Raw genomic sequence first — 23,426 nt, forward strand, 5'->3', positions numbered from 1 at the left:
CGTTTTTTGACAGAAAGGATATTTCATGGACGCTTACGATCGTTATCTTTCTCCCCTATCCACGCGCTATGCCAGCGACGAAATGCAGTTTCTCTTTTCTGCGCAGCATAAATTTCATCTGTGGCGCAAGCTCTGGATTGCGCTTGCCCGTGCGGAAAAAGAACTGGGTTTGGATATCAGCGATGCACAAATCGCGGAAATGGAAAAAGTGGAAGACGACATCAACTTTTCCGTTGCCGAAGCACGCGAAAAGATCGTTCGCCATGACGTCATGAGTCACGTCTATGCCTTCAGCCAACAGGCGCCAAGCGCCGCACCCATTATCCACTTGGGTGCCACGAGCTGCTATGTGACCGACAACACCGACCTCATCATCCTGCGTGAAGCATCGATGGTGCTGCTTCATAAAGCGGCGCAGGTGTTGGTGAATCTGCGCGCTTTCGCCGATCGCTATAAAGACGTTCCGGCGCTGGCCTATACGCACCTGCAGCCTGCACAGCTGACAACGCTGGGAAAACGCGCGACGCTCTGGATGAACGAGCTCGCCATGGATATGGAGCAGCTACAATTCCAGATCGACCAACTGGCCTTCCGCGGGGCAAAGGGCACGACCGGTTCCCAAGCCAGCTTCATGGAGCTGTTTGACGGAGATAGCGAAAAGGTGCAGGCACTCGATGAAAAAATTGCTGCCTCCTTTGATTTTCCTCGCCTGATTCCGGTCTGCGGACAGACCTATTCTCGCAAAATCGATTCCTTCTTCCTCTCCGCTTTATCCGGCATCGCACAGAGCGCTTCCAAATTTGCAAACGATCTGCGCCTGTTACAGTCTTTTGAAGAGATGGAAGAACCCTTCCAAAAAGAACAGATCGGTTCCTCTGCCATGCCCTATAAGCGCAACCCCATGCGCGCGGAACGCATGACCGCTCTGGCACGCTATGTCATGACGGATGCCTTAAATCCTGCCTTTACGGCGTCCACCCAGTGGATGGAACGCACGCTCGATGATTCCGCCAACAAGCGCATTGCCGTCGCTGAAGCCTTCCTCGCCACGGATGCAATTTTGAACATCTATATGAATGTTACGGAAAATATGACCGTCTACGAAGCGGTGGTGCACCGTCGCGTCATGGAAAAGCTGCCCTTCATGGCCACGGAAAATATTATGATGGAATCGGTAAAACGCGGCGGCAATCGTCAAGAGCTCCATGAACTGATCCGCGTGCATTCCCATGCGGCGGCGCGTGCGGTAAAAGAGGGAAAACCCAACGATCTCATCCAACGACTGGCCCAAGAAGAGAAAATTCCTCTTACCGAGGAAGAAATTCGCTCGCATCTGGAGCCTTCCGCCTATATTGGCCGTTGCCGCGAGCAGGTGGAACATTTTCTGGCAGACGTCGCCGATCCCTTGATTGCAAGGTATCACGATAGCGATCGTAAAATTACTCTGTCGGTCTGAGGCAAACGGCGGCGGGCCTCGAAGGAACCGCTTGCCGTTTGGTGTTCGTGCGTTTTTCTTATTCGAAATGTTTGGAGGTCATCATGCAGGAATGTCCATTAAAGTATGGCTGTAATCCCAATCAGATTCCGGCACGTCTGGATCGAGCCGACGGCGGCGAACTGCCTTTTACGGTTCTCAACGGCAAGCCCGGCTATATCAATTTTCTGGATGCCTTAAATGCTTGGCAGCTGGTCCGCGAACTGGACGAAGCAACCGGAATGGCGGCCGCTGCCTCCTTTAAGCACGTTTCCCCCACATCGGCCGCGCTCGGTCTTCCCCTTCCGGATGCCCTGAAGCGCGCCTGTTTTGTCGAGGATGTCGATGGTCTGGATGAATCTCCGCTGGCTTCGGCCTATGCGCGGGCACGCGGCACCGACCGCCTCAGCTCCTTTGGCGACTGGGCCGCTCTTTCCCGTCCCGTCGATGTTACCACCGCGCGTCTGCTCCGCCGCGAAGTGTCGGACGGCGTCATTGCGCCGGGCTATAGCGAAGAAGCGCTCGCGCTGTTACGCGAAAAGAAAAACGGCAACTATAACGTTGTTTCCATAGACCCCGACTATGTTCCACAACCCCTGGAATCCAAGGAAGTTTTCGGCATTCGCTTCACGCAAAAGCGCAACGATTGCCGCTTTTCCCTGGATGCCCTGGGCGATATTGTCACCGAGAACAAGGATCTGCCGGCGACGGCAAAACGGGATCTTCTCGTTGCCCTCATCACGCTAAAGTATACGCAGTCCAATTCCGTCTGCTTTGCGGTAGACGGGCAGGCCATCGGCGTCGGAGCGGGACAACAATCCCGCATTCACTGTACACGCCTGGCCGGCGATAAAGCCGATACCTGGCGACTTCGTCAAAGCGAACGCGTACTTTCGCTGCCGTTTCGCAGCGATCTGACACGCGCTGCGCGCGATAACGTCATCGACCAGTATCTGCACGATTATGAAGAGGATGTCACCGCCGAGGATCGCTGGCCGTTGTATTTCACAGCGCGCCCCGAACCCTTCACCAGAGAAGAGCGCGCCGCGTATCTTCGTCGCGAGGCGCATCTCGCCCTCGCCAGCGATGCGTTTTTCCCCTTTGCCGACAATATTTTGCGTGCCGCACAGAGCGGCGTGCAATACATTGCGCAGCCCGGCGGCTCCACTCGCGATGACGCCGTTCGACAGCAAGCAGACGCCTGCGGCATGACCATGGTCTTTACGCATCAGCGTCTGTTCCATCACTAAAAAAACGCGCTCCCTAATAAGGGGCGTTGCGATACGACGTGAGGCAAACATATTTACGCGCAATGCGCGAAGCACAGAAAGAGGTGTCCGATGAATGTATTGATCTTGGGCGGCGGTGGCCGCGAGCACGCCATCATCAAGGCGTTGCGTAAAAACCCGACCATAAACCGCATCTATTGTACGCCGGGAAACGACGGCATGGACGGCGGCACGCCCTTTCCCATTGCGGCTGATGCCTTTTCGACGTTGATTCGATTTGCAAAAACCGAGCACGTGGACTATATCGTCGTCAGTCCCGACAACCCGCTTGTGGACGGTGCGGTCGATTGCTTTACAGAAGCCGGCTTTGCTTGCTTCGGGCCGACCAAAGCCGCTGCACAGTTGGAAGGCTCCAAAATTTTTGCAAAAGCCTTTATGAAACGCCATGCCATTCCCACCGCACGCTATGAAGCGTTCGAGAATGTGCAGGAAGCCCGTGACTATGTACATGCCGAGGCGAATGCCGGACACCTGCCGCTGGTCATCAAGGCCGACGGTCTGGCGCTGGGAAAAGGCGTCGTCATTGCCGAAACCGAAGAAGAAGCGCAGGAAACCATTACCCGTTTCATGGAACAGGATGCCTTCGGCGAAAGCGGACATCGCCTCATTGTGGAAGAGTTCATGGAAGGTCCGGAAGTAACGGTGCTCACCCTGACAGATGGCAAGACCATTGTTCCGCTTCTTTCCTCCATGGATCATAAACGCGCTTACGACGGGGACAAGGGCCCCAATACTGGCGGCATGGGCGTCATTGCGCCCAATCCCTTCTATACCGAGGATATCGCCGAAATTTGCCGAAAAACCATCTTTGAGCCGACCATAAAAGGGATGCGCGAGGAAGGCACGCCCTTCAAAGGGTGCCTCTACTTTGGCCTCATGCTCACGAAGGAGGGCCCGAAAGTAGTGGAATACAACTGTCGTTTTGGCGATCCCGAAGCGCAAGCGATTCTTCCTCTTCTGGAAAGTGACCTCTTCACGCTGTTTCAGGCGGTCACCAATGAAACGCTGGAGGAGGAAATGGTACAGTTTAAGGATGGCGCTTCCTGCTGCGTCATTTTGGCCTCCAAAGGTTATCCCAAACAATACGAAAAAAATGTGGAAATCACGCTTCCCCGTCACCTGCGCGAAAAAATTTACTGCGCCGGTGTGCGCAAAAAGGGCAGCACGTATTATACCAACGGCGGACGCGTGGTCGGCGTAGTGGAAACGGCTCCGACGCTTCGCGAAGCTATCGAGAAAGCATATGAAACGGCGGAAGCTGTCACCTTCCGTACCAAATATTTCCGCACCGATATCGGACAAAAAGCGCTGGAGGCGCTGGAAAGGAGCCAAGCATGATCCGTCGTGTTTATGTCGAAAAAAAGCCGGCCCATGCGCAGGAAGCGCGCGCGCTTCTGCATGACCTACAGGACTTTGTGCAGGTGCAAGACCTCAAGAACGTACGCATCTTGCATCGTTACGATGTAGAAGGCGTTGACGATGCCGTTTTTGCCCAGGCAGTGGATACCATTTTCTCCGATCCCACGGTCGATCAGGTTCTGGAAAAATTGCCGGCATCCGACGCGCATCTTACGGTCGAGCCCCTTCCCGGCCAATTTGATCAGCGTGCCGATTCCGCCGAGCTTTGTCTGCGCTTGCTTTCCCGTGTGGAAGAACCGCGCGTAAAAACCGCGCGCGTCTATCTCTTTGAAGGGTCGCTTTCCGAACAAGACCAAAAACGCTTGCGGGCGCACCTGATTAACCCCGTCGAAGCACGCGAGGCATCCGATGCGCTTCCGGAAACCTTGCAATGGGCCAAAACCGAGCCGAAAGCCGTGCCGACACTCGACGGCTTCATCCAAGCGGATGCCAAGGCGCTGGCAGCCTTTCGGGAAGAAAAAGGTCTCGCCATGGACGACGATGATCTCCTCTTCTGTCAACGCTATTTCCAAAAGGAACAGCGCGATCCGACCGAAACCGAAATTCGCATGATCGACACGTACTGGTCGGATCACTGCCGTCACACCACCTTCCGCACCATCATCGACGAAGTGACGTTTGAAGATCGCCTGTTGCAGGAAACCTACGAGACCTATCTTCGTTTGCGCAAAGAAACCGGCGACAGTAAGCCCATTTGTCTGATGGATATGGCTCTCATCGCTGCACGCTATCTGCGCAAGACCGGAAAGCTCACCGGCGAGGATGTTTCAGAAGAAATTAACGCCTGCACGGTACACATGGACGTGACCATCGACGGCAAGAAAGAGCCGTGGCTACTGCTATTCAAAAATGAGACACATAACCATCCCACCGAAATCGAACCATTCGGTGGTGCTTCCACCTGTATCGGCGGCGCCATTCGTGATCCCCTTTCGGGACGCGCCTATGTCTATGCCGCCATGCGCGTGACCGGCGCGGCGGATCCTCGCACCCCGCTTGCCGAAACTCTGGAAGGCAAACTCCCGCAGCGCAAAATTGTCACCGAGGCCGCCCAAGGCTATGCCTCCTATGGCAACCAAATCGGCCTGGCCACCGGCATGGTGCATGAAATCTATCATCCGGGCTATGCGGCGAAGCGTATGGAAATCGGGGCGGTCGTTGCTGCGACGCCGAAGGAAAATGTCGTGCGAGAGACCCCGACCCCCGGCGATGTGGTCATTCTTCTCGGCGGACGTACCGGCCGCGACGGCATCGGCGGCGCCACCGGCTCCTCCAAGGCGCACACCCTGCATTCCGTGGAAACGGCAGGGGCCGAAGTGCAAAAAGGCAATGCGCCGGAAGAGCGCAAATTACAACGCTTCTTCCGCAATCCCGAAGCGGCGCGCATGATAAAACGCTGCAACGACTTCGGTGCGGGCGGGGTGTCCGTTGCCATCGGAGAACTGGCGGAAGGCATTCATATCTATCTGGATCGGGTGCCGAAAAAATATGCGGGACTCGACGGTACGGAATTGGCCATCAGTGAATCGCAGGAGCGCATGGCCGTTGTCATAGCCCCGGAAAATTGCGAACGCTTCATGGCCCTTGCCGCATCGGAAAACCTTGAAGCGACCGTCGTCGCGGAAATTCAGGCCATTCCCCGTCTACAGATGGAATGGAACGGGCAAACCATTCTGGATCTTTCCCGTGAATTTCTGGACTCCAACGGGGCGGAAAAGCACATTTCCATTCCGACAGGAAGCGCGAATTGGCAGCCGCATCCCACGCATAAAGAAGAAAACCTCGAAAAGCTTTTTACGGATTTCGCGCGCGACTTGCGTAACGCAAATCAGCACGGGCTAGTGGATCGCTTCGATTCCACCATCGGTGCGGGAACCGTCCTCATGCCGTATGGCGGAAAAACGCATTCCACGCCGATTCAGGCCATGGTGCATCAGATTGCACTCGAAAAGGGCGAAACGGACACCGCATCCTACATGTCCTGGGCCTACTCTCCGGAAGTCGCAGAAAAAAGCCCCTATCATGGCGCCTATTTGGCGGTCGTGGAGTCGCTGGCGAAACTGCTCGCAACCGGTGCGGATCGTAAACAGACGTATCTGACCTTCCAGGAATACTTCAAACGCCCAGGAGACATCCCCGAGCGTTGGCAGGAACCTTTGGAAGCCCTCCTCGGCGCGCTGCAGGCACAGATCGACTTTGAAGTCGGCTCCATCGGCGGCAAGGATTCCATGTCGGGCACCTTTGAATCCATGGATGTTCCGCCGACACTCGTATCCTTCGCCATCACCACAAACAGCGCCGAACGCGTACTTTCCCCCGAATGGAAAGCGCCGGGAGAGCGGCTCACACTCGTATATCCGACCCAACAAGCCTCAGGATTACCGGACCCTGCTTCCTTGAACACCCTCTTCACCGCCATCGCAGATCTCACGCAGCGGGAAGACGTGCACAGCGCGTATGCGCTCGGCTACGGCGGACTGATGGAAGCGTTGGTGCTCTCCGCCGCCGGAAACGAGATTGGCGCAACTCTAACAAAAGATGTCACGCCGGACATGCTGACAACGCCCGGTTTCGGTTCCTTCCTGCTTGCATCGGAAAAGCCGATTGGAGACATTCCGGGTGTACAGGTACAGGAAATCGGCAAAACAGCCGAAGCTTACGCCATCGCCTTCCCGAATACCACGATTGCTCTGCAAAACATTGCCGCTCTTCGCAAAGAAACACTTGAAGACATCTATCCCACGACGCCGGCCACGCCGCCTGCGCCACTCTTTGCCGAAGCGAAGGAGGCCGTACAGCTGGCGAAAAAACATGCCGAGGCGCATCCCTTCCCGCTCTATCATGGCGCAGCTTTCTCGCTGCAAAATACAGCACCAAGCGTCGTGATCCCCGTCTTTCCGGGCACAAACTGTGAAGTGGACTCGGCGCGCTACGTTGAACGCGCGGGACTTGTTCCTCGCATTCAGCTCGTGCGCAACCAGACAACGGAAGATATTTCCCGCAGCGTAGAGGAAATGGCGGCGGCCCTTCGCGAGGCGCAAGTCCTCTTCCTGCCGGGCGGCTTTTCCGGCGGAGATGAGCCGGATGGCAGTGCCAAGCTCATCAATGCGTTCTTCCGCAATGCAGAGCTTGCCGAGGCGCTCACCGACTTGTTGGATCGTCGCGAAGGACTGATTCTGGGTATTTGCAACGGTTTCCAAGCGCTGGTAAAGCTGGGGTTGCTTCCCTTTGGACGCCTGATGCCGCCGAGCCCCGAATTGACGACGCTCACGTATAACACCATCCGGCGTCACCAATCGCAGATGGTTACGACACGCATCGTCACTAATAACTCGCCGTGGCTTGCCCATGTTACGCCGGGACAATGCTTCCGCGTGCCCGTTTCCCACGGCGAAGGCCGTTTGGAAATGGACGAAGCGCGCTTAAAGAAGCTGTTCGAAAAGGGACAGGTCGCCGGACAATATGTTGACGAGAATGGCGAGCCGAGCATGGATGTGGCCTACAATCCGAACGGATCCTTAGGCGCTGTCGAAGCGCTGCTCTCGCCCAATGGGCGCATTCTCGGCAAAATGGGCCACAGCGAACGTACCGGTCGCTTCCTTTATCGCAATCTGCCGGAAGTGGCGGATCTTAAGCTGTTTGAAGCGGCAAAAGACTACTTTAATAAAGAATAAGAAGGGCTTACGCTTCGGCGTGAACCACTTCGGTTGTAAACTTGAGCCCGGGCATGCATTCGGCCATGTCCCGGGCGATGCGCTCAAGAGACTCCAAGCGCATATCAACCGAGGTTACGGCATTACCCGCAATAATAAAGATCGCATTTTTCGTTTCCGGATCAAATTTATAATTTTCCCCGTCACGCACGCCCATCCAGGCCATAATGCCGTTTGCGTCGCGATAGAGATAGTCCGTCTCGGCCACATGCTTTTCCGTGGATAAAATAGGCAAAAAAACATCTTCTTTTCCACTTACCGTAAAAGTTACCGGCTCCACTACCTTGTCCAGGTCATGGCCGCCAATGGCCAAAAAGGAGCGCAGCGATTCCACGTTGTACAAATCGACAATGGTATTCACGTGCGGTAAAGCGCCCCGACTTTGTATGTTGCGAATCAAGGCCGGTACCGTCGGCGGATTTTTCTTCACGCTGCGTTTTACGCGTTGCATCATGTCCAGATAGCCTTGGGTGATCGGGTGCGCCAAGGCTTCCTCCAGCGTAGTTGCCAGCGCCCATTCCTCCATTTCCTTCTGCTTTTGCTTTAGATTTTCCGTCAATGCGGCCTGCGGATTGACATTCTTGGCAAACCCGACCACCACATCCGTAATGCCCAAGTCGACCATACTGCGATCCACGATCAGTTTCATGTGCTTTCCTTTCCGGTTTCCTGTCTGTCACAACAATGCTACGGACGATCCATCCGTTCTCTTTCTCGCTCTCTTGCTTTCACAACATAACAAAAGAGGGCGGCAAGCCGTCCTCTTTTGTTCCGTAAAATAGGGGTTATTCGACGCGATCGAAATCGCCGGGCGTCAACACGGCATCCAGATCCTTGAACGTTGCGGTCGAGGTCGCTTTTTTCAAGCGCTCCGGCGTAAGTGGCAGATCCGGATAGCGTTCCTGTAAGTACCGCAGCGGATCCTCGATCTTCGTTTCCCGCGTCCCATGCGGGTTGGTGATTCCTGTTTTCGCGTCGGTCACCGGTCCGACAAGCTCTACATACTTTGCGTCATTCATCACTTCGACGGCGTAATCCAGCAGTTTTTCCAATTCGGACATCTTGAACAGGTACACTTTATCCTTCATCGGCACCACCGAAGCGTCGGGATATTTTTCCGCCAATTCTTTGCCGGTTCCCTCATCCGCAACGCGGAAGGTTACCTTGGGCATGTCTTTGCGATTCGTTTCCTTGGCTAAGCCGGTTTCCTGCACCGTCAGCGAAACGGATTTCTCATTTTGATCCACAGTCGGCAAAATGAATTTGTCCTGACTCCGCAACAAATCCCCATTGCCTTCCGGAATAATGTTGGCGACTTTCAGTCCGGAAGGTGTCGGCTCCAGGATGGCCCAATAGCCAGCGGCCACGCCTGTTTTCGAACCGCTTGTCGTCGCATGAATCAGATACTCCGGCACCTGATCGCCGTTCAGGTCCATGCGGCCAAAGGTATACGTGGGTTCTCCTGACGGAACATTATGACGAAGATCCTCGCCGTTATACAGGTAGCCTTCGGAAGAGGAGAGCAGTGGTAAATTCCAGTTCCATTCGACCACGGCCGGATTATCCTTCATCATGGCGACCAATTTTTCCCAATCGCTCTGCTGTTGACCGAGTGTAACGTTATCGGCCTCTTTCGGCGGATTGCCGATCATGCCGCCCGTGCTCAGGTTTTCTGCGATAAACTCCGGATTGAGCTTGCTGTCGAGCATGTCATAGATTTTTTGGTACCGATCCGCCTTTTCTTCCTGTTGACGAATCACGTAAAAACGACCGTCCTCCGCCTCGGTGAAGCGAAGTTTTTTGTCCGGATCCGCTTTCTCCAGCTCTTCTTTCTTTTTCTTATCCACCAGAGAAACGACAACGGAGCCGGGAATGGCTTCGCCTTTTTCGAGCCGCTCTTTTAAGGTTTCTTCATCCAGGCCAAGCAGATTCATCATCTGGCGCGGGAAGATCACGAAGCCGTCTTTCGTCGGATACGCAAAAAGCTGTTCCGCCATTCTGTTGGCTTTCCGTAAATCCAGCCCTACGCTAAGAGAAGGGTGCTGATAAAAATAGACTTTGGTGTTTCCCAAAAGCTGTCCTTTAAAAACCGGCAGATCCGCCAGTGCTTTGGAGGACGGTGTCGACGGTATGCGCGCCGCCTCTTCCTCCAACGCTTGGGATTGATTGATGGACGATTGTTCCTCCGGTGTCCGCTCACTTGAGAGCTGCCCGATTTTCGGCTTCTGAGAAGACGTCTGGCCGCTTGATCCGCCTGGTTTTTGCGATTCGGAAGGAGCTTTTTCCGGACCCGATGTCGCCTGGCTCGTCTTTTCGGCTGTTTTCGATGAGGACCCGGAAGGACGAACGACTAAATTTCCGCTCTTTTCCTCCGATGCGGATCTTTCTTTTTCCGGCAAACTCATAGAGTTATAGGAAGCCCTTGAAAGAGATTCCTGTGTAGCGAATCCCGGCCCGGAAGAGGTGCTGCCGGAAGAAGCATCCTCCGAAATGGTAAACGACTCGTGATAGCTTCCGGACTGGCCGTCATCGACAATGCTGATGGGTTTTTGATTTAATTTTAGAGCGCCGAAAAGCACACCCGTTCCGGCGATCAGAATGCCGACCAGTGCGCCAATCTTCTTTTTATCCTGATTGCTTAGCATACGCCCTCCTTCAACCGCTCTTTACTCTCTCTCAGTATAGCGGATGCCCCTCTCCCTTGCATGGATAAGAGGATTTTCTTTTTCCCTCACTATAATGAGAAGGCGTGAATAAAATATGTTCTTTCTAACGAAAGCCCGGAAAAGAGGCGCTGCGTAATGCAATTTAAGAATGGGTATAGTGCCTAACGTTAAGATGCGATACCCTTTCGAAAACTCTCTTCGCGCAAAGGGAAGAAGGATGCAATGCTAAAAAAACTTTATCCCTATACAAAAAACGTTCGTCTTCAGGTATTTCTCACCCCAATGCTGATGATTCTGGAAGTTATCGGCGATATCGTCATTCCCATGATGATGGTACGCCTTGTCGATCAGGGCATTGCGCAAAACGATTCAGCCTTTATAACGCAACAGGCGTTGCGTATGATCGGCATCGCCTTCCTCAGCATGGTCTTTGGCGCCCTCAGCTCCCGTCTCGGCGCGACCGCAGGCTACGGAATTGCCGGCAATCTGCGCAAAGCCGCTTACGGCGCCATCCAGCATTTTTCCTACCACAACCTTGATAAAATCAGCGTTCCCTCGCTTATCACACGCCTGACGAGTGATATCGATACCGTCGGCATGGTCGCCATGATGAGCCTTCGCATGGCGTTTCGCTTTCCCTTCTTACTTATCTTTGCGTTGATTTTCTCGTTTCGCATTCACGCCGGTTTGGCCCTCATCTTTCTTCTGATGTTGCCGCTCTCCGGACTCGTCATCTATCTCGTATTTCGCAAAGCCATCCCGGTTTTTCTGGCCACGCGCAAGCGCATCGATGCATTAAACGCCACGATACAGGAACAGCTCAACGGCATCCATATCATTACAGCCTTTGGAAGGCAGAAGCACGCTGCGAAAGAATTTGAACGACCGAATCAAAATTCCCTGCAAACGGAACTGAAGGCGGTGCGCATCGTCAGTTGGATGAATCCGCTTTCGAGCATTTTGTTCTACTTTACGCTCCTCTTCGTGCTCTATCGCGGGGGACTGCTCGTTTATCACGGCGAAATGCTTCCCGGAACCATCATCGGCTTTACCACCTATGTCTTTCAGGTGATGCTGGCCGTCATGATGATCACTATGTACGTCGTGAATTTTTCCTTTGCGTACACTTCTTTAAAACGCATTTTTGAGGTCATTGACACCACGTCGGAAATCAAAGAATCGCCGCATCCAATCGAGATGCTTCCCGATGCTTCCGTGCGTTTTGATCACGTATGCTTCCGCTATCCCGACTATCGGGAAGACACCTTGCACGACATCAGCTTTTCGCTCGGTGCCGGGGAGCATCTCGGCATTATCGGTCCCACCGGATCCTCCAAGTCCACCCTGGTGAAGCTCATTGCCCGGCTGTATGACGTCGATCGCGGCGCCATCTATGTCGGCGGTATCAACGTAAAGGAGTATTCCCTGCACACCCTGCGTGAAAACATCGGTATTGTGCTGCAAAAGAACACCCTCATTTCCGGCACCATTCGCTCCAATATGCAGTGGGGAAAGGCGGATGCGACAGAGGAAGAAATTGTGGATGCCCTCAAAAAGGCGCAGGCCTGGGAGTTCGTCTCCCGCTATCCGGACACGCTGGACCATGAAGTTGAACAAAACGGCGGAAACTTTTCCGGCGGGCAAAAACAACGCCTGACCATTGCACGCGCCCTCATTAAAAAACCGCAAATTCTCATTTTGGACGATTCCACCAGCGCTCTCGACATGGCCACCGATGCCAAGCTTCGTCACGTGCTGCAGCACGAACTTTCCGGCGTAACGACCATTACCATTGCCCAGCGCATTGATTCTCTGCGCGACTGCGACCAGATTCTCGTCTTAGATGCGGGACATCTTGACGCCATCGGAACGCATGAAACGCTGCTGGCCACTTCATCGATCTATAAAGACATTGCGGAATCGCAGGAAGGAGGGCTTTCGGAATGAAGCAAAAATCCTCTCGCCGGGCGATACTCAATATACCGGTTCTAAAACGGCTATTTTCCTATTTCCGCTACAATAAGAAGCTCTTCCTTGGCGGCTTAGCGATGGTGATCGGCTCCACCTTTTTAGGGGTGCTTGGCAACGGCTTGTTGGCGCCCGTAGTGGATGCCGTTGCGGTTTCACACGATTTGCATGCCTTCTTTCTTGCCTTGGGCCAAATGGTCGTCGTGTTTACCCTAGCCACCATTTCGGAATATTACGGTTTTCTGTGGTTGGCGGAGCTCTCCCAGCACACCATCTATCAGCTGCGACGCGAGATGAATGCACATATGCTGTCTCTTCCCATCACGTACTTTGACCGTACCGCCAACGGGAAAATTATGTCCTCGTTCACCAACGATGTGAATACCCTGGCGCAGACCATCCAACAAGCGCTTCCTCAATTTCTTCTTTCCGTCGTGCAGTTTACATCTACCATCGTGATGATGTTCTTTTTACGCTGGCAACTGACCCTCATCGTCCTAGCCTTTTTGATGGTGATTCTGCTTCTCATGCGCATCATTTCGCAAAAGAGCGGCAAATATTATCGCTCGCGGCAAAAGCAGATTGCCGAAATCAACGGCTACGTCGAGGAGATGCTCTCTGCGCAACAGGTCGTACAGCTCTTTAACCGGCAGGACGCCGCCAAGGCGGAGTTTAATCGCCGCTCCGATTCCGTGCAGGATGCTTCTACCAACGCCGCAACCTTCGGTGTCATCAGCTTTCCGATTATGGGAAATCTCGCATATGTTCTGTATGCTCTTGTCGCATTGGTGGGCAGTTTTTATACCATGAACGGCGTCATGACCATCGGCGCGTTAACCGCCTTTATGCAATACACCCGCACCGTCAATCGTCCGGTGACTATGGTGGCGCAACAGCTTAACGGCGTGCTTTCCGCCATCGCCGGCGCCGAGCGCATCTTCCAGCTGATGGATGAACCAGCGGAAAATATGGACGGTGCCATACGCGTAGAAAAGGATCCGCAAACACAGGAGCTGTTTTGGGTCGTGCCGGACAGTGAAGAGAAAGATGGCCTAAGAAAAATCCCCGTCCATGGTGATGTGCGCTTTTCCAATGTGCGTTTTGGCTACGACGCCGAGCATCCGGTTCTCAAAGGCATTTCACTCTATGCCAAGCCGGGACAAAAAATCGCGCTGGTGGGCTCGACCGGCGCGGGAAAAACGACCATTACCAATTTAATCAATCGCTTTTATGAAATTAATGACGGCGAAATTACCATCGACGGTTTGCCTCTTCAGGAAATGCAAAAAGAAGACCTTCGTTCCCTGTTGTCGATGGTTCTACAGGAAACGCATCTCTTTAGCGGCACCATCCGCGAAAACATTCGCTTCGGAAGGCTGGATGCCACCGACGAAGAAGTGGAATATGCCGCAAAGCTGGCAAACGCTGACGGCTTTATCCGCCGATTGAAAGACGGCTACGATACCCTCATTTCCGATAAAGACGAAGAGTTATCGCAAGGCAAGCGTCAGCTGCTCGCCATTGCACGTGCGGCGGTGGCCGATCCGGTCATTCTCATTCTGGATGAAGCGACCAGCTCCGTCGATACCCATACCGAAAAGCTCATCGCCGAAGGCATGGATCAGCTCATGCAGGGCCGTACAACCTTTGTCATCGCTCATCGTCTCTCCACCGTCCGCAATGCCGACGCCATCATGGTCCTCGAAGACGGCCAGATTGTGGAACGCGGCGATCATGAAGATCTCATGCGCCAAAAAGGGCGCTATTATCGCTTGAATAAGGGCTTGGAAGAATTAGCGTAGCCTATCATCAGAAAATAGTAATGTATCATCAGGAAATAGTCGTAAATAAAATAATAAGCAGTGCAAAACACTTTGTCCCTCTCATCCGTTCTATAAGTGAAGACCAAGGAAAGGAGGACGCCCATGGTTGCCGAGCTTTATACCGTATTCGGAAGCGAATTGCTCAACTATTGCTGCATGATGTGCAGAAATATCGGCGATGCGCAAGATCTACTGCAGGAGACCTTCCTTAAGGCGCTCTCTTACCAAGATCTTTTGGAAGGCATGGAAACCAAACAGCGCCGAGCATGGCTCTATAAAGTGGCCCGAAACCTCTTTTATGACCAATGTCGCCGCCGAGCGGTAGAAAAAAAATATTCCCCTGCGCCCGATGTCGAGGAAGATACGACATATTCCGAGGCGGAGGTCGGCTTTCTGCTTTCCGTTTTGCCATCTGATTTATCAGAGCTGTTTATCAAGCGCTATCTTGAGGGCTATAACTCAAAAGAATTAGCGGAGCTATACGGTTGCTCCGCATCCGGTATTCGCGCGAAGCTTAGCCGCGCCAGAAAAATACTACGCGAAGAGTGTTCTCGATAGCCATATTTCTACCAAAAAGGAGGATCAAATGAAAAAGAAAATGATCAATTGTGCCATTTGTGACGCTCGAAATGTCTCGGAAGAATCCCTTACCGGTTATGATCAGATCATGATCAATGCCGCCATTATATTAACCACGGAACGTGCCAAACAACTATTGGATCGCTATCCGGTCGCACTGAATGTAGCGAGTGTCACGATGCTGCCGGATAACGCGGATATCACCGCAAAAGTGGTCAACAATAAATTTACACTCGGACCGGATGCTGACGGAAAAGATTGCTTGTTGGTGGTAAACGGGAAGCTCACCTTAGAAAACGGGAGTTTGGCCGCTGCAGAAAGTTTTCAACAAATTATTGCTAACGGAACCGTCCTGATGCCCCGCAGCTTTAATGGAAAACTGCATCATTTGAAGAATAATGGAAAAATTATCTACTATCCAGATGGTGCGTCACTCCTAAATTCCACAACATCCATTGATGATCTCTTTGTACAACGTGCACAAAACGACTTCTATTATTGTCTCGATACCTTGTTCTTCCTCGATACCTCTCTTAACACGGCCAGAATAGAAGAAAAAGAACTTCGTTTTTCCGCTGAAAAAGTCGTGATTGCTGAGAGCCTGATGCCTGCTCTGTTGCCGCGGATTGAGGAAGAAACCAAAGTGATTCCTGTCCCGGACGGAACCGTATTATTAGAGGACGACGTTGCGTTAAAACCGCGTACCATCAAAAAGTACGGCTCTAAGCTTTACGTTGACGGCGACATCACCATCAAGGATAAAGAAGCGCTGGATCGCTTAGAATATCTCTATGTAACCGGAGACGCGCGCGTCCTTAAGAGCTTGGAAGATGCCTTTCTTGATCAGTCCTTTGTTTATGACGAGCTGAAGGTCATCGATCCGGAAATCGGCTACGTATCGGATAAAATATCGGCAAAAGTAGGGCCACAACTGCTTCGTAGCTATCCCAAGGGTGTGGTTGTGGAAGAATGTGCTGTGGTGAAACTTTCCCCTGATCTTTCTCCAGCAGACATTCTGAAGAATTTAACCATTCGCGATTGCGCTACCGTCAAATGTACAAAAGAGCAGGAGGAGGCGGTCGGCATGATTGCGGAAGATATCGCCTCCATTGATACGAACCAAGACAGCGAAGAGAAAAGCGGTCTCTTGGGTGGCGTCTTAGGAGAAGTTTTCCACGATCTCAAAGATACGCAATTGATCAATGCAGCAGAGTATACACTCTAATCTTTCTTTAAAAAGAAAAAGGTGCTGCGTGCAAACGTGAGGATCGTTCGCACGCAGCACCTTTTGCGTAAAAAGACCGTTTCGTGCTTTTGTCTCGTCAAATTAGTTAATCAAAATAGACTTTCCAATGCGGATCGTCTTTTGCCGCAAAGCATTGACGTATTGCGCGTTCATTCACACGGGCTTCACTGAGACGTGGCAATTCCTCCAGGCCGAAGAATCGGGCATCCGAGGTTTCCGCGTTCGGCTGAAAGCCTTCTTCGTCTGTGGGGATTTCCTCCGCGAGAACGTAAATTTTATAGATATCATAAGGCGTGACGTAGACGTAATCCTCTTTTGTGGGATCTTCTATGGCCACAACGGCTCTCGTGCGGACACGAAGGCCCGCCTCTTCCCAGACTTCTTTTTCCGCATTTTCCGCCAGCGTCAAACCGGCATCACACCAACCGCCCGGAAGCGACCACGCATCTTTGGGGCGTTTTTCCTGCACCAAAAGAATTTGGTCTCCGCGAAATACCGCCACACGCACCTCCACATTGGGAGTACGATACATCGACGATATCGGCGCAAAAAGGCCCAACACCTTGCGCGGGGAAATGCCTGTTTTTTCCGCCAGCATTTCATTGGCCAGTAAAGAAATTGCATCAAAGCGCTCTTTATCGAACGGGTCCTTTGTATAGGCCTGCCCCTGCTGCGCATAAAACTGCAGTTGCTTTGCCCAGGAGAGCCACGGCTCATAACGATTCGCCCACTGTAAATGCGGATCCTTGGTCTTTACCGGGTCAAGAAAGCTCTCCAATTCCTGCCAGAAATAGACCAGACGCAAGCGCACCGGTTCCGACAGCGACGAGTCCGAACACAGCGACCACGACAGCGGAACCCATTTTGCATCTACGGTCTCGCCCTCTTGCAGGCGAATGTCTGCAAGGTCCACATCGCGGTCCAGGAAAAACGCATGCATCCGGGCATTCTGCTCTCGTCTGGCGATAAGATTGCCCAAATACACTAATTCGTCTTCGGCCGCTTCAATCCCTGTCTCTTCCACGAGCTCACGAACCGCCGCCTGGCGAAGCGTTTCGCCTGCCTGCACAGCGCCGCCGGTATTTTCCCACTCGAGCGGATGGCTTTTGGTTTCTGCCCGACGGGTCAGCAAAAGCTCCCGCTTGCTGTTGATGGTAAAAACGCACACCAAATGCAAGTATGTTCCTTCGGGAATGGCCTGCCCGCGAATGTGTTTTCCGACATAACTGCCGTCGCTTATCCGGTAAAGATCCTGATATTCCACAACATCACCCTTTTTTCTTTCCGCTTTGCACGGGAACTTGCAATTCCTGACGAAATTTTTTGATGATTTTCTTTTCAATGCGCGAAACGGTCATTTGACTGATTTCCAGCTCTTCCGCAATGGAAATTTGCGTGCGTTTCTCAAAATAGCGATAGAGAAAAATGCGTTTTTCCAGGTCGTTGAGCGTTGCCGTCAGACGATCCACCACATCATTAAAGTCAATTTCATTGAAGCGATCGTCCTCTTCCCCAATCAAATCGCCGAGGCTCATTTCCTGGTCATCCACGCCCGTATCCAGTGTTTTATCTAAGGACTGTGGCGCGTAGACTTTGGAGGCTTCCATGGCTTCCAATACTTGCTCCGCGCTGACGCCCAGCCGTTCCGCCACCTCATCCACCGTCGGCTGACGCTGCATTTCCTGCGCAAGCGACAACCGGGCGAGATTCACCTTTTTTGACAACTCCTGAATGCGACGCGGAACACGAATGACCCATCCTTTATCCCGAAAATGACGCTTCAGCTCCCCGACAATGGTGGGCGTGGCAAAGCTGGAAAAGGCGAATCCTTTGGATACATCATAACGATCCACCGCAAAAATAAGCCCTAACGAAGCCACTTGCAGCAGATCATCGTATTCCATTCCGCGATTCACGTATTTTTTCGCCAAAATTTCCGCAATATAAAGATGGTCGGTGATGATCTTTTCACGCAGTTTCGGATCGCGCGTTTCCGCGAGACGACGAAATTCTTCCCGTTCCTCGTCGAGTCTCGCTTTGCGCGAATCTTTGCTATTTTCTCGCTCGTTCGCCATCCCTCATCCTCTCAGCGTAATTTGATTAACCGCAAAGTCTCGTCTTCTGTTTCTACGCCGTCCAAAAGCGTCTCCATAATCTGGCGATGCAGTAGATAGCCTTCTTCTTCCGTTTCCTCTCCGCCGGCACAGATTTCAATCACCAGCCGGTCGCTCTCTTCTCGAAAACGGATCCGAATCACTTCATTGGAGGGCAAGAGATAATTCACCGCCTCGGAAACACAGACGCGTAAATCGTCAATCGCTTCCATGTCAAACTGCATTTTTTGCGCAATGGATGCAGTCACCAGGCGCAATGTCGTCACATATTCCGCCTGCGAAGGAATGCATAATTCTACCGGGTTCATCTCAATCCTCCAACTGAAAATCCTGATCTAATTCCGTGATCGTAAAGAGTTTTCTCACATTCGGCTTTGCCTTTCGAATCGTGATGGAATGGCCTGCCGGCTTCGTGTTCTTGAGAATGGAAATTAAGGCGCCGAGGCCGGTCGAATCCAGATAATCCAGTTCGGAAAGATCAAAGATAATGGGCGATGGGCTATCCTGATATGCCTCCAACACCCTTGTTTTTAAAGTTGCCGCGCTGATAATGTCCAAATCGCCCTGCAAGGCGATTTCCAGCGCATCGCCATGCTCCAGTTGAATGTGAAATGCCATCGTTCCCCTTCCCTTTCCGCTTAGGATTCGGCCGGATCCCAGTCGTCCATGTACTTGGCCACCGCCACGATCCGCTCTTCTTCCGATTTGACGTCTTTCAGCTTCACACCCTGAGTCGAACGACCCAGCGTACTGATTTTAGCCACTTCCAAACGAATGAGGTCGTTATTCTGCGACATCAGCAACACCTCATCCGCCTTATCCACCAACATGCCGGCAATAATGCTTCCGGTTTTCTTGGTCACCTTATAGGTTTTCAGGCCCTTGCCTCCACGGTTCTGCAGCGTGTAATGCTCGATCAGGGTCTTCTTGCCATAACCGTTTTCGCTGATGATGAGCACATACGGAAGGTCTTTGACCACATCCATATCGATGACTTCATCCTTCTTGCCCAGTGTGATGCCCTTTACGCCCATGGCGGAGCGACCCACACCGCGCACCGCCGCAAGCGACGTGCGGACGGACATACCCTCTTTTGTCACGATGATAATTTCTCCGTCTCCCTTGGCAATACGCACGGCAACGAGTTCATCGTCTTCTGCAAGCGTAATGGCGCGAATACCGCTTGCGCGCACATTCGTAAAGTTCGATGTCGCCGTCTTCTTGAGTGTTCCCTTTTTCGTCATCATGACAAAATACTTATCTTTGGAAAGCGCCGCACTCTTCGGGAACATCGCCTCGATCACTTCATTCGGCTCCAGTTGCAACAGATTGACAATGGCCTGTCCGCGCGATGTGCGTCCGCCTTCCGGAATGTTATATGCCGTTAAGGTGTAAAGTCTTCCCTGATTGGTGAAGAACTGAATCTCATCATGTGTCGATACGACGTAGAGATGGCGCACATAGTCGTCCTCTTTTGTCGTCATGCCGCGAATGCCTTTTCCGCCGCGCTGCTGCACTTTATACTCGTCCGCCGGCGTGCGCTTGATATAGCCGCGTTCCGTAAGCGAAATCACCACCGCTTCCTTCTCGATCAAGTCTTCAATGTCGATTTCTTCCGCTGCCGGCATAATCTTCGTGCGCCGTTCGTCCGCATATTTTTCTTTGATTTCCAGCAATTCCTGCTCAATCACGCCGAGCAGCACGCGACGGCTGTTCAGAATTTCACGATAGTAGGCGATTTTCTGCAATAGCTCATTGTATTCCGCATCCAGCTTTTCGCGTTCCAAACCGGAAAGGCGTTTCAGACGCATGTCCAAAATCGCCTGCGACTGCAGATCATCCAGACCGAAGCGCTTCAGGAAAATGGCTTTAATCTCCGCATCATCATAGCTGGAACGGATAATTTTAATGATCGCATCGATATTGTCCAACGCGATTCGTAAGCCCTCAATGATGTGCGCCCGTGCCTCCGCTTTCGCGAGATCAAAGCGCGTACGACGCGTCACCACCTCAATCTGATGCTCAATGTAATAGCGAATCAGATCTTTCATGGGCAATATGCGAGGACGACCGTTCACCAGCGCCAGGTTGATGATACCGAACGTGGTTTCCATCGCCGTATATTTGAACAGGTTGTTCAGCACCACTTTGGGGATGGCGTCACGTTTCAGATCAATGACAATGCGCATTCCCGTGCGGTTGGAGTCATCGCGAATGCCAGAAATGCCGTCAATGCGCTTTTCCTTCACGAGATCGGCGATCTTGAGAATGAGTTTGGCTTTATTCACCTGATACGGAATTTCCGTGATCGTAATCCGATTGTGGCCGCGAACTTCATCCACGCGGGCCACGGCACGCAGTTTCAGGCGACCGCGTCCGGTTTCATAGGCTTCCTGAATGCCGGATTTTCCCATGATATGCGCACCGGTCGGAAAATCGGGGCCGGGCATAATGGCTAAAATGTCTTCCGTCGTCAGATCCGGATTATTCATGTAAGCAATGCAGGCATCGATGGCTTCTCCCAGGTTGTGCGGTGCCATGTTCGTTGCCATACCGACGGCAATACCCGCGGAACCATTGACGATGAGATTCGGAAAACGCGCCGGCAATACCGTCGGTTCTTGCTCCTCTTCGTCAAAGTTGGGCTGAAAGTCCACCGTCTCCTTGTTAATGTCCCGAAGCATTTCTTGTGCCAGCTTGGTCATGCGTACCTCGGTATAACGCATGGCTGCAGCACCGTCGCCGTCGATGGAGCCATAGTTTCCTTGGCCGTCCGCCAGCATATAGCGCGTGTTAAAAGGCTGCGCTAAACGTACCACCGCGTCATAAATCGCCGAATCGCCATGGGGATGAAAACGACCCATAACATCGCCGACCAGACGGGCGGATTTTCGATACGGTTTATCCGGCGTCAATCCTAATTGGGCCATACCGTATAGGATGCGCCGATGCACCGGTTTTAAGCCGTCACGCACATCGGGCAACGCGCGGCCAACAATAACCGACATGGAATAATCCAGATAGGAGCTTTTCATCTCCTCTTCCAGATCCGCATCCAATACGGTTTGTTTGGTAAACTCTTCTACCATACTCACTCCTTCTCTATGTTTTGAGGCTTACGAGAAAATTTTCGCTTAGCCGACCGTATCAATATTTTCCGCTTTGGTAGCGTTCTTCACGATAAATTCTCGTCTGGGTTCCACTTTATCGCCCATGAGAAGCGTAAACGTGTCATCCACGGAAGAAGATTCTTCATCAATCTTCACTTGCAACAGAATGCGATGCTCCGGATCCATCGTCGTATGCCAAAGCTGATCATCGTTCATTTCTCCCAAACCTTTATAACGGTTGAGCTTATACGATCCTTCCGGAAGGTCTTGGAGTATGCGGGCCAACTCTTTTTCATCATAGACATAGCGCTCGTTCTTGCCCTGCACAATGCGAAACAGGGGAGGCTGCGCAATATAGACATGTCCCTCGTCGATGAGCGGACGCATCTGGCGATAGAAGAATGTTAAGAGCAACGTGCGAATATGCGCACCATCCACATCGGCATCCGTCATGATGATGATTTTGCCGTAACGCAATTTCGAAAGATCGAAGTTTTCGCCGATGCCCGTTCCGAAAGCGGTCACCATGGATTTGATCTCTTCATATGCAAAGATGTGATGGGCACTGGCTTTTTCCACATTCAAAATTTTTCCGCGCAAAGGAAGAATGGCCTGCGTGCGGTTGTCACGACCTGTTTTGGCCGAACCGCCGGCGGAATCACCCTCGACGAGGAAAATTTCATTGACCGCAAGATCTTTTTCTTGGCAATCGGCCAATTTTCCCGGAAGGGTGGTGTTGTCCAAAATGGAACGCGAGCTGCGGGAAAGATCCCGCGCCTTGCGAGCCGCTTCCCGCGCGCGTTGCGCACTCATGGCTTTATCAATGACAATCTTTCCGATTTTGGGGTTTTCCTCCAAATAGGTAGAAAGTTCATTCGACAAAAAGGTATCCACAATGCCGCGCACTTCGCTGCTACCGAGCTTCGACTTGGTCTGTCCTTCAAATTGCGGATTGGACACTTTCACACTGACGATGGCTGTCAAGCCTTCCCGCACATCTTCACCGGAGAGATTATCTTCTTTTTCTTTGATGAGATTAAAACGTCTTCCGTAGTCGTTCAGTGTTTTTGTGAGCGCCGAACGGAAACCCGTCAAATGCGTTCCGCCCTCACCCGTAATGATGTTGTTGGCAAAGGAGATGATATTTTCCGCATAACCGGTGGTATATTGCAGGGAAATATCCACTTCCACCCCTTCACTCGTACCTTGAAAATGCGGTACTTCCTCAAAAAGCGGATCTTTATTTCGATTCAAATAGCGCACAAATTCGCTGATGCCGCCTTCGTAGTGGAATACCTGCTCCCGCAGTTGCTCATCTTCCTCCTGCTCATTGATCAGAATGAAGCGCACACCGGCCGTTAAAAACGCCATCTCACGAAAACGCCGTTCCAGCGTCTCCGGCTTAAAATCCAATGTTTCAAAAATCTCCGGATCGGGATAAAAAGTAATTTCGGTGCCGGTATCCTCGGCCTCTCCTACTACTTTCAACGGCTCTACCGTTTTTCCCTTTGAAAATTCCATATGATAGAGCTTGCCGTCACGACGCACTTCGGCGATGAGTTTTCTCGACAACGCATTAACCACCGAAACACCGACACCGTGCAGACCGCCGGAAAAGCGATACGCCTCGCTGTCAAATTTTCCACCGGCATGCAAGATGGTCAATACCGTTTCCAAAGTGGATTTTCCTGTCTGATGGTGTTTTTCCACCGGAATACCGGAGCCGTTGTCCCATACACGGCAGCCGCCATCTTTTTGTAGGGTAATGCGAATGGTATCGCAGCGTCCCGCCAAGGCTTCGTCCACCGAGTTGTCAACCACCTCATACACCAGGTGATGTAAACCGCGTTCATCCGTGGAACCGATGTACATGCCCGGACGGACACGTACCGCTTCCAATCCTTCCAGAACGCGAATATTTTTTTCTCCGTATTCCACATTTTGTCTTGGTGCCATAAAAATCCTTTCTTCTTCCCGGCAGGAACGTGATAGCCGAGAGTGCCGGCATTCTCCTGTCTGTCATTG

At 52.3% G+C, this 23,426-nt stretch carries 16 protein-coding genes; 8 read left to right on the top strand and 8 right to left on the bottom strand.

Annotated elements, in window-relative coordinates; translation table 11 throughout:
* The first annotated feature begins 25 nt into the window (after positions 1-25).
* From purB to FXY30_RS00910, 4 genes are all read left to right on the top strand, one after another.
* Complete coding sequence (purB, locus tag FXY30_RS00895) at positions 26-1,456, top strand: adenylosuccinate lyase (protein ID WP_071704950.1); 1,431 nt, start codon at positions 26-28, stop codon at positions 1,454-1,456.
* A gap of 83 nt (positions 1,457-1,539) precedes the next feature.
* The gene (locus FXY30_RS00900; RefSeq protein ID WP_071706035.1) at positions 1,540-2,724 is read left to right on the top strand and encodes a phosphoribosylaminoimidazolecarboxamide formyltransferase; all 1,185 of its coding nucleotides are present in this window, start codon (positions 1,540-1,542) and stop codon (positions 2,722-2,724) included.
* 90 nt (positions 2,725-2,814) lie between these two features.
* Positions 2,815-4,101, top strand: a complete 1,287-nt coding sequence (gene purD / locus FXY30_RS00905) for a phosphoribosylamine--glycine ligase (RefSeq protein ID WP_071704951.1) — start codon at positions 2,815-2,817, stop codon at positions 4,099-4,101.
* Positions 4,098-7,856: a phosphoribosylformylglycinamidine synthase gene (locus FXY30_RS00910; RefSeq protein WP_071704952.1), complete on the top strand. Its 3,759-nt coding sequence runs from the start codon at positions 4,098-4,100 to the stop codon at positions 7,854-7,856. The genes purD and FXY30_RS00910 overlap by 4 nt, the downstream gene beginning before the upstream one ends.
* A gap of 7 nt (positions 7,857-7,863) precedes the next feature.
* Here the strand turns inward: FXY30_RS00910 and FXY30_RS00915 are convergent, their stop codons facing one another.
* Together FXY30_RS00915 and FXY30_RS00920 are read right to left on the bottom strand one after the other, a co-directional pair.
* Entirely contained in the window at positions 7,864-8,544 is a 681-nt protein-coding gene (locus tag FXY30_RS00915) for a B3/B4 domain-containing protein (protein ID WP_071704953.1), read from the bottom strand.
* 136 nt (positions 8,545-8,680) lie between these two features.
* Entirely contained in the window at positions 8,681-10,540 is a 1,860-nt protein-coding gene (locus FXY30_RS00920; RefSeq protein WP_071704954.1) for a hypothetical protein, read from the bottom strand.
* 243 nt (positions 10,541-10,783) lie between these two features.
* Here FXY30_RS00920 and FXY30_RS00925 point away from each other — a divergent pair, with 243 nt between their 5' ends.
* The 4 genes from FXY30_RS00925 (at position 10,784) to FXY30_RS00940 (ending at position 16,156) form a co-directional block, all read left to right on the top strand.
* Positions 10,784-12,508, top strand: a complete 1,725-nt coding sequence (locus tag FXY30_RS00925; protein WP_071704955.1) for an ABC transporter ATP-binding protein — start codon at positions 10,784-10,786, stop codon at positions 12,506-12,508.
* On the top strand, positions 12,505-14,331 hold the full coding sequence (locus FXY30_RS07625; protein ID WP_071704956.1) for an ABC transporter ATP-binding protein: 1,827 nt from the start codon (positions 12,505-12,507) through the stop codon (positions 14,329-14,331). Before FXY30_RS00925 ends, FXY30_RS07625 begins: the two co-directional genes overlap by 4 nt.
* 123 nt (positions 14,332-14,454) lie before the next feature.
* Positions 14,455-14,910, top strand: a complete 456-nt coding sequence (locus FXY30_RS00935; RefSeq protein ID WP_071704957.1) for an RNA polymerase sigma factor — start codon at positions 14,455-14,457, stop codon at positions 14,908-14,910.
* 28 nt (positions 14,911-14,938) lie between these two features.
* Positions 14,939-16,156: a hypothetical protein gene (locus FXY30_RS00940; protein WP_071704958.1), complete on the top strand. Its 1,218-nt coding sequence runs from the start codon at positions 14,939-14,941 to the stop codon at positions 16,154-16,156.
* 106 nt (positions 16,157-16,262) lie between these two features.
* On the opposite strand, the gene FXY30_RS00945 is transcribed toward FXY30_RS00940, so the two are convergent.
* From FXY30_RS00945 to gyrB, 6 genes are read right to left on the bottom strand one after another with little or no spacing between them, the layout of a single operon-like run.
* Positions 16,263-17,441 (bottom strand): NUDIX hydrolase N-terminal domain-containing protein, encoded by a 1,179-nt coding sequence (locus FXY30_RS00945; protein ID WP_162272148.1) that lies wholly within the window; start codon positions 17,439-17,441, stop codon positions 16,263-16,265.
* Between the two features lie 4 nt (positions 17,442-17,445).
* Positions 17,446-18,252 carry a SigB/SigF/SigG family RNA polymerase sigma factor gene (locus FXY30_RS00950; RefSeq protein ID WP_071704959.1) on the bottom strand — a complete coding sequence of 269 codons (807 nt, stop codon included), beginning with the start codon at positions 18,250-18,252 and terminating at the stop codon, positions 17,446-17,448.
* 11 nt (positions 18,253-18,263) lie between these two features.
* Complete coding sequence (locus tag FXY30_RS00955; RefSeq protein WP_071704960.1) at positions 18,264-18,599, bottom strand: ATP-binding protein; 336 nt, start codon at positions 18,597-18,599, stop codon at positions 18,264-18,266.
* Position 18,600: 1 nt separating this feature from the next.
* Complete coding sequence (locus FXY30_RS00960) at positions 18,601-18,909, bottom strand: STAS domain-containing protein (protein ID WP_071704961.1); 309 nt, start codon at positions 18,907-18,909, stop codon at positions 18,601-18,603.
* A gap of 20 nt (positions 18,910-18,929) precedes the next feature.
* A complete protein-coding gene (gene gyrA, locus FXY30_RS00965; protein WP_071704962.1) occupies positions 18,930-21,380 on the bottom strand; it encodes a DNA gyrase subunit A in 2,451 nt (816 codons plus the stop codon).
* 45 nt (positions 21,381-21,425) lie between these two features.
* Positions 21,426-23,357, bottom strand: coding sequence for a DNA topoisomerase (ATP-hydrolyzing) subunit B (gyrB, locus tag FXY30_RS00970; protein ID WP_071704963.1), 1,932 nt, complete (start codon positions 23,355-23,357; stop codon positions 21,426-21,428).
* Positions 23,358-23,426 lie beyond the last annotated feature (69 nt).

The sequence above is a fragment of the Murdochiella vaginalis genome (genome assembly GCF_902381775.1).
In the GTDB taxonomy this organism is placed as follows: Bacteria; Bacillota; Clostridia; order Tissierellales; family Peptoniphilaceae; genus Murdochiella; species Murdochiella vaginalis.

Excerpts from the sequence above, each read along its gene's own strand:
- purB (WP_071704950.1), top strand. The coding sequence starts at position 26 with ATGGACGCTTACGATCGTTATCTTTCTCCCCTATCCACGCGCTATGCC.
- FXY30_RS00900 (WP_071706035.1), top strand. The coding sequence starts at position 1,540 with ATGCAGGAATGTCCATTAAAGTATGGCTGTAATCCCAATCAGATTCCG.
- purD (WP_071704951.1), top strand. The coding sequence starts at position 2,815 with ATGAATGTATTGATCTTGGGCGGCGGTGGCCGCGAGCACGCCATCATC.
- FXY30_RS00910 (WP_071704952.1), top strand. The coding sequence starts at position 4,098 with ATGATCCGTCGTGTTTATGTCGAAAAAAAGCCGGCCCATGCGCAGGAA.
- FXY30_RS00915 (WP_071704953.1), bottom strand. The coding sequence starts at position 8,544 with ATGAAACTGATCGTGGATCGCAGTATGGTCGACTTGGGCATTACGGAT.
- FXY30_RS00920 (WP_071704954.1), bottom strand. The coding sequence starts at position 10,540 with ATGCTAAGCAATCAGGATAAAAAGAAGATTGGCGCACTGGTCGGCATT.
- FXY30_RS00925 (WP_071704955.1), top strand. The coding sequence starts at position 10,784 with ATGCTAAAAAAACTTTATCCCTATACAAAAAACGTTCGTCTTCAGGTA.
- FXY30_RS07625 (WP_071704956.1), top strand. The coding sequence starts at position 12,505 with ATGAAGCAAAAATCCTCTCGCCGGGCGATACTCAATATACCGGTTCTA.
- FXY30_RS00935 (WP_071704957.1), top strand. The coding sequence starts at position 14,455 with ATGGTTGCCGAGCTTTATACCGTATTCGGAAGCGAATTGCTCAACTAT.
- FXY30_RS00940 (WP_071704958.1), top strand. The coding sequence starts at position 14,939 with ATGAAAAAGAAAATGATCAATTGTGCCATTTGTGACGCTCGAAATGTC.
- FXY30_RS00950 (WP_071704959.1), bottom strand. The coding sequence starts at position 18,252 with ATGGCGAACGAGCGAGAAAATAGCAAAGATTCGCGCAAAGCGAGACTC.
- FXY30_RS00955 (WP_071704960.1), bottom strand. The coding sequence starts at position 18,599 with ATGAACCCGGTAGAATTATGCATTCCTTCGCAGGCGGAATATGTGACG.
- FXY30_RS00960 (WP_071704961.1), bottom strand. The coding sequence starts at position 18,909 with ATGGCATTTCACATTCAACTGGAGCATGGCGATGCGCTGGAAATCGCC.
- gyrA (WP_071704962.1), bottom strand. The coding sequence starts at position 21,380 with ATGGTAGAAGAGTTTACCAAACAAACCGTATTGGATGCGGATCTGGAA.
- gyrB (WP_071704963.1), bottom strand. The coding sequence starts at position 23,357 with ATGGCACCAAGACAAAATGTGGAATACGGAGAAAAAAATATTCGCGTT.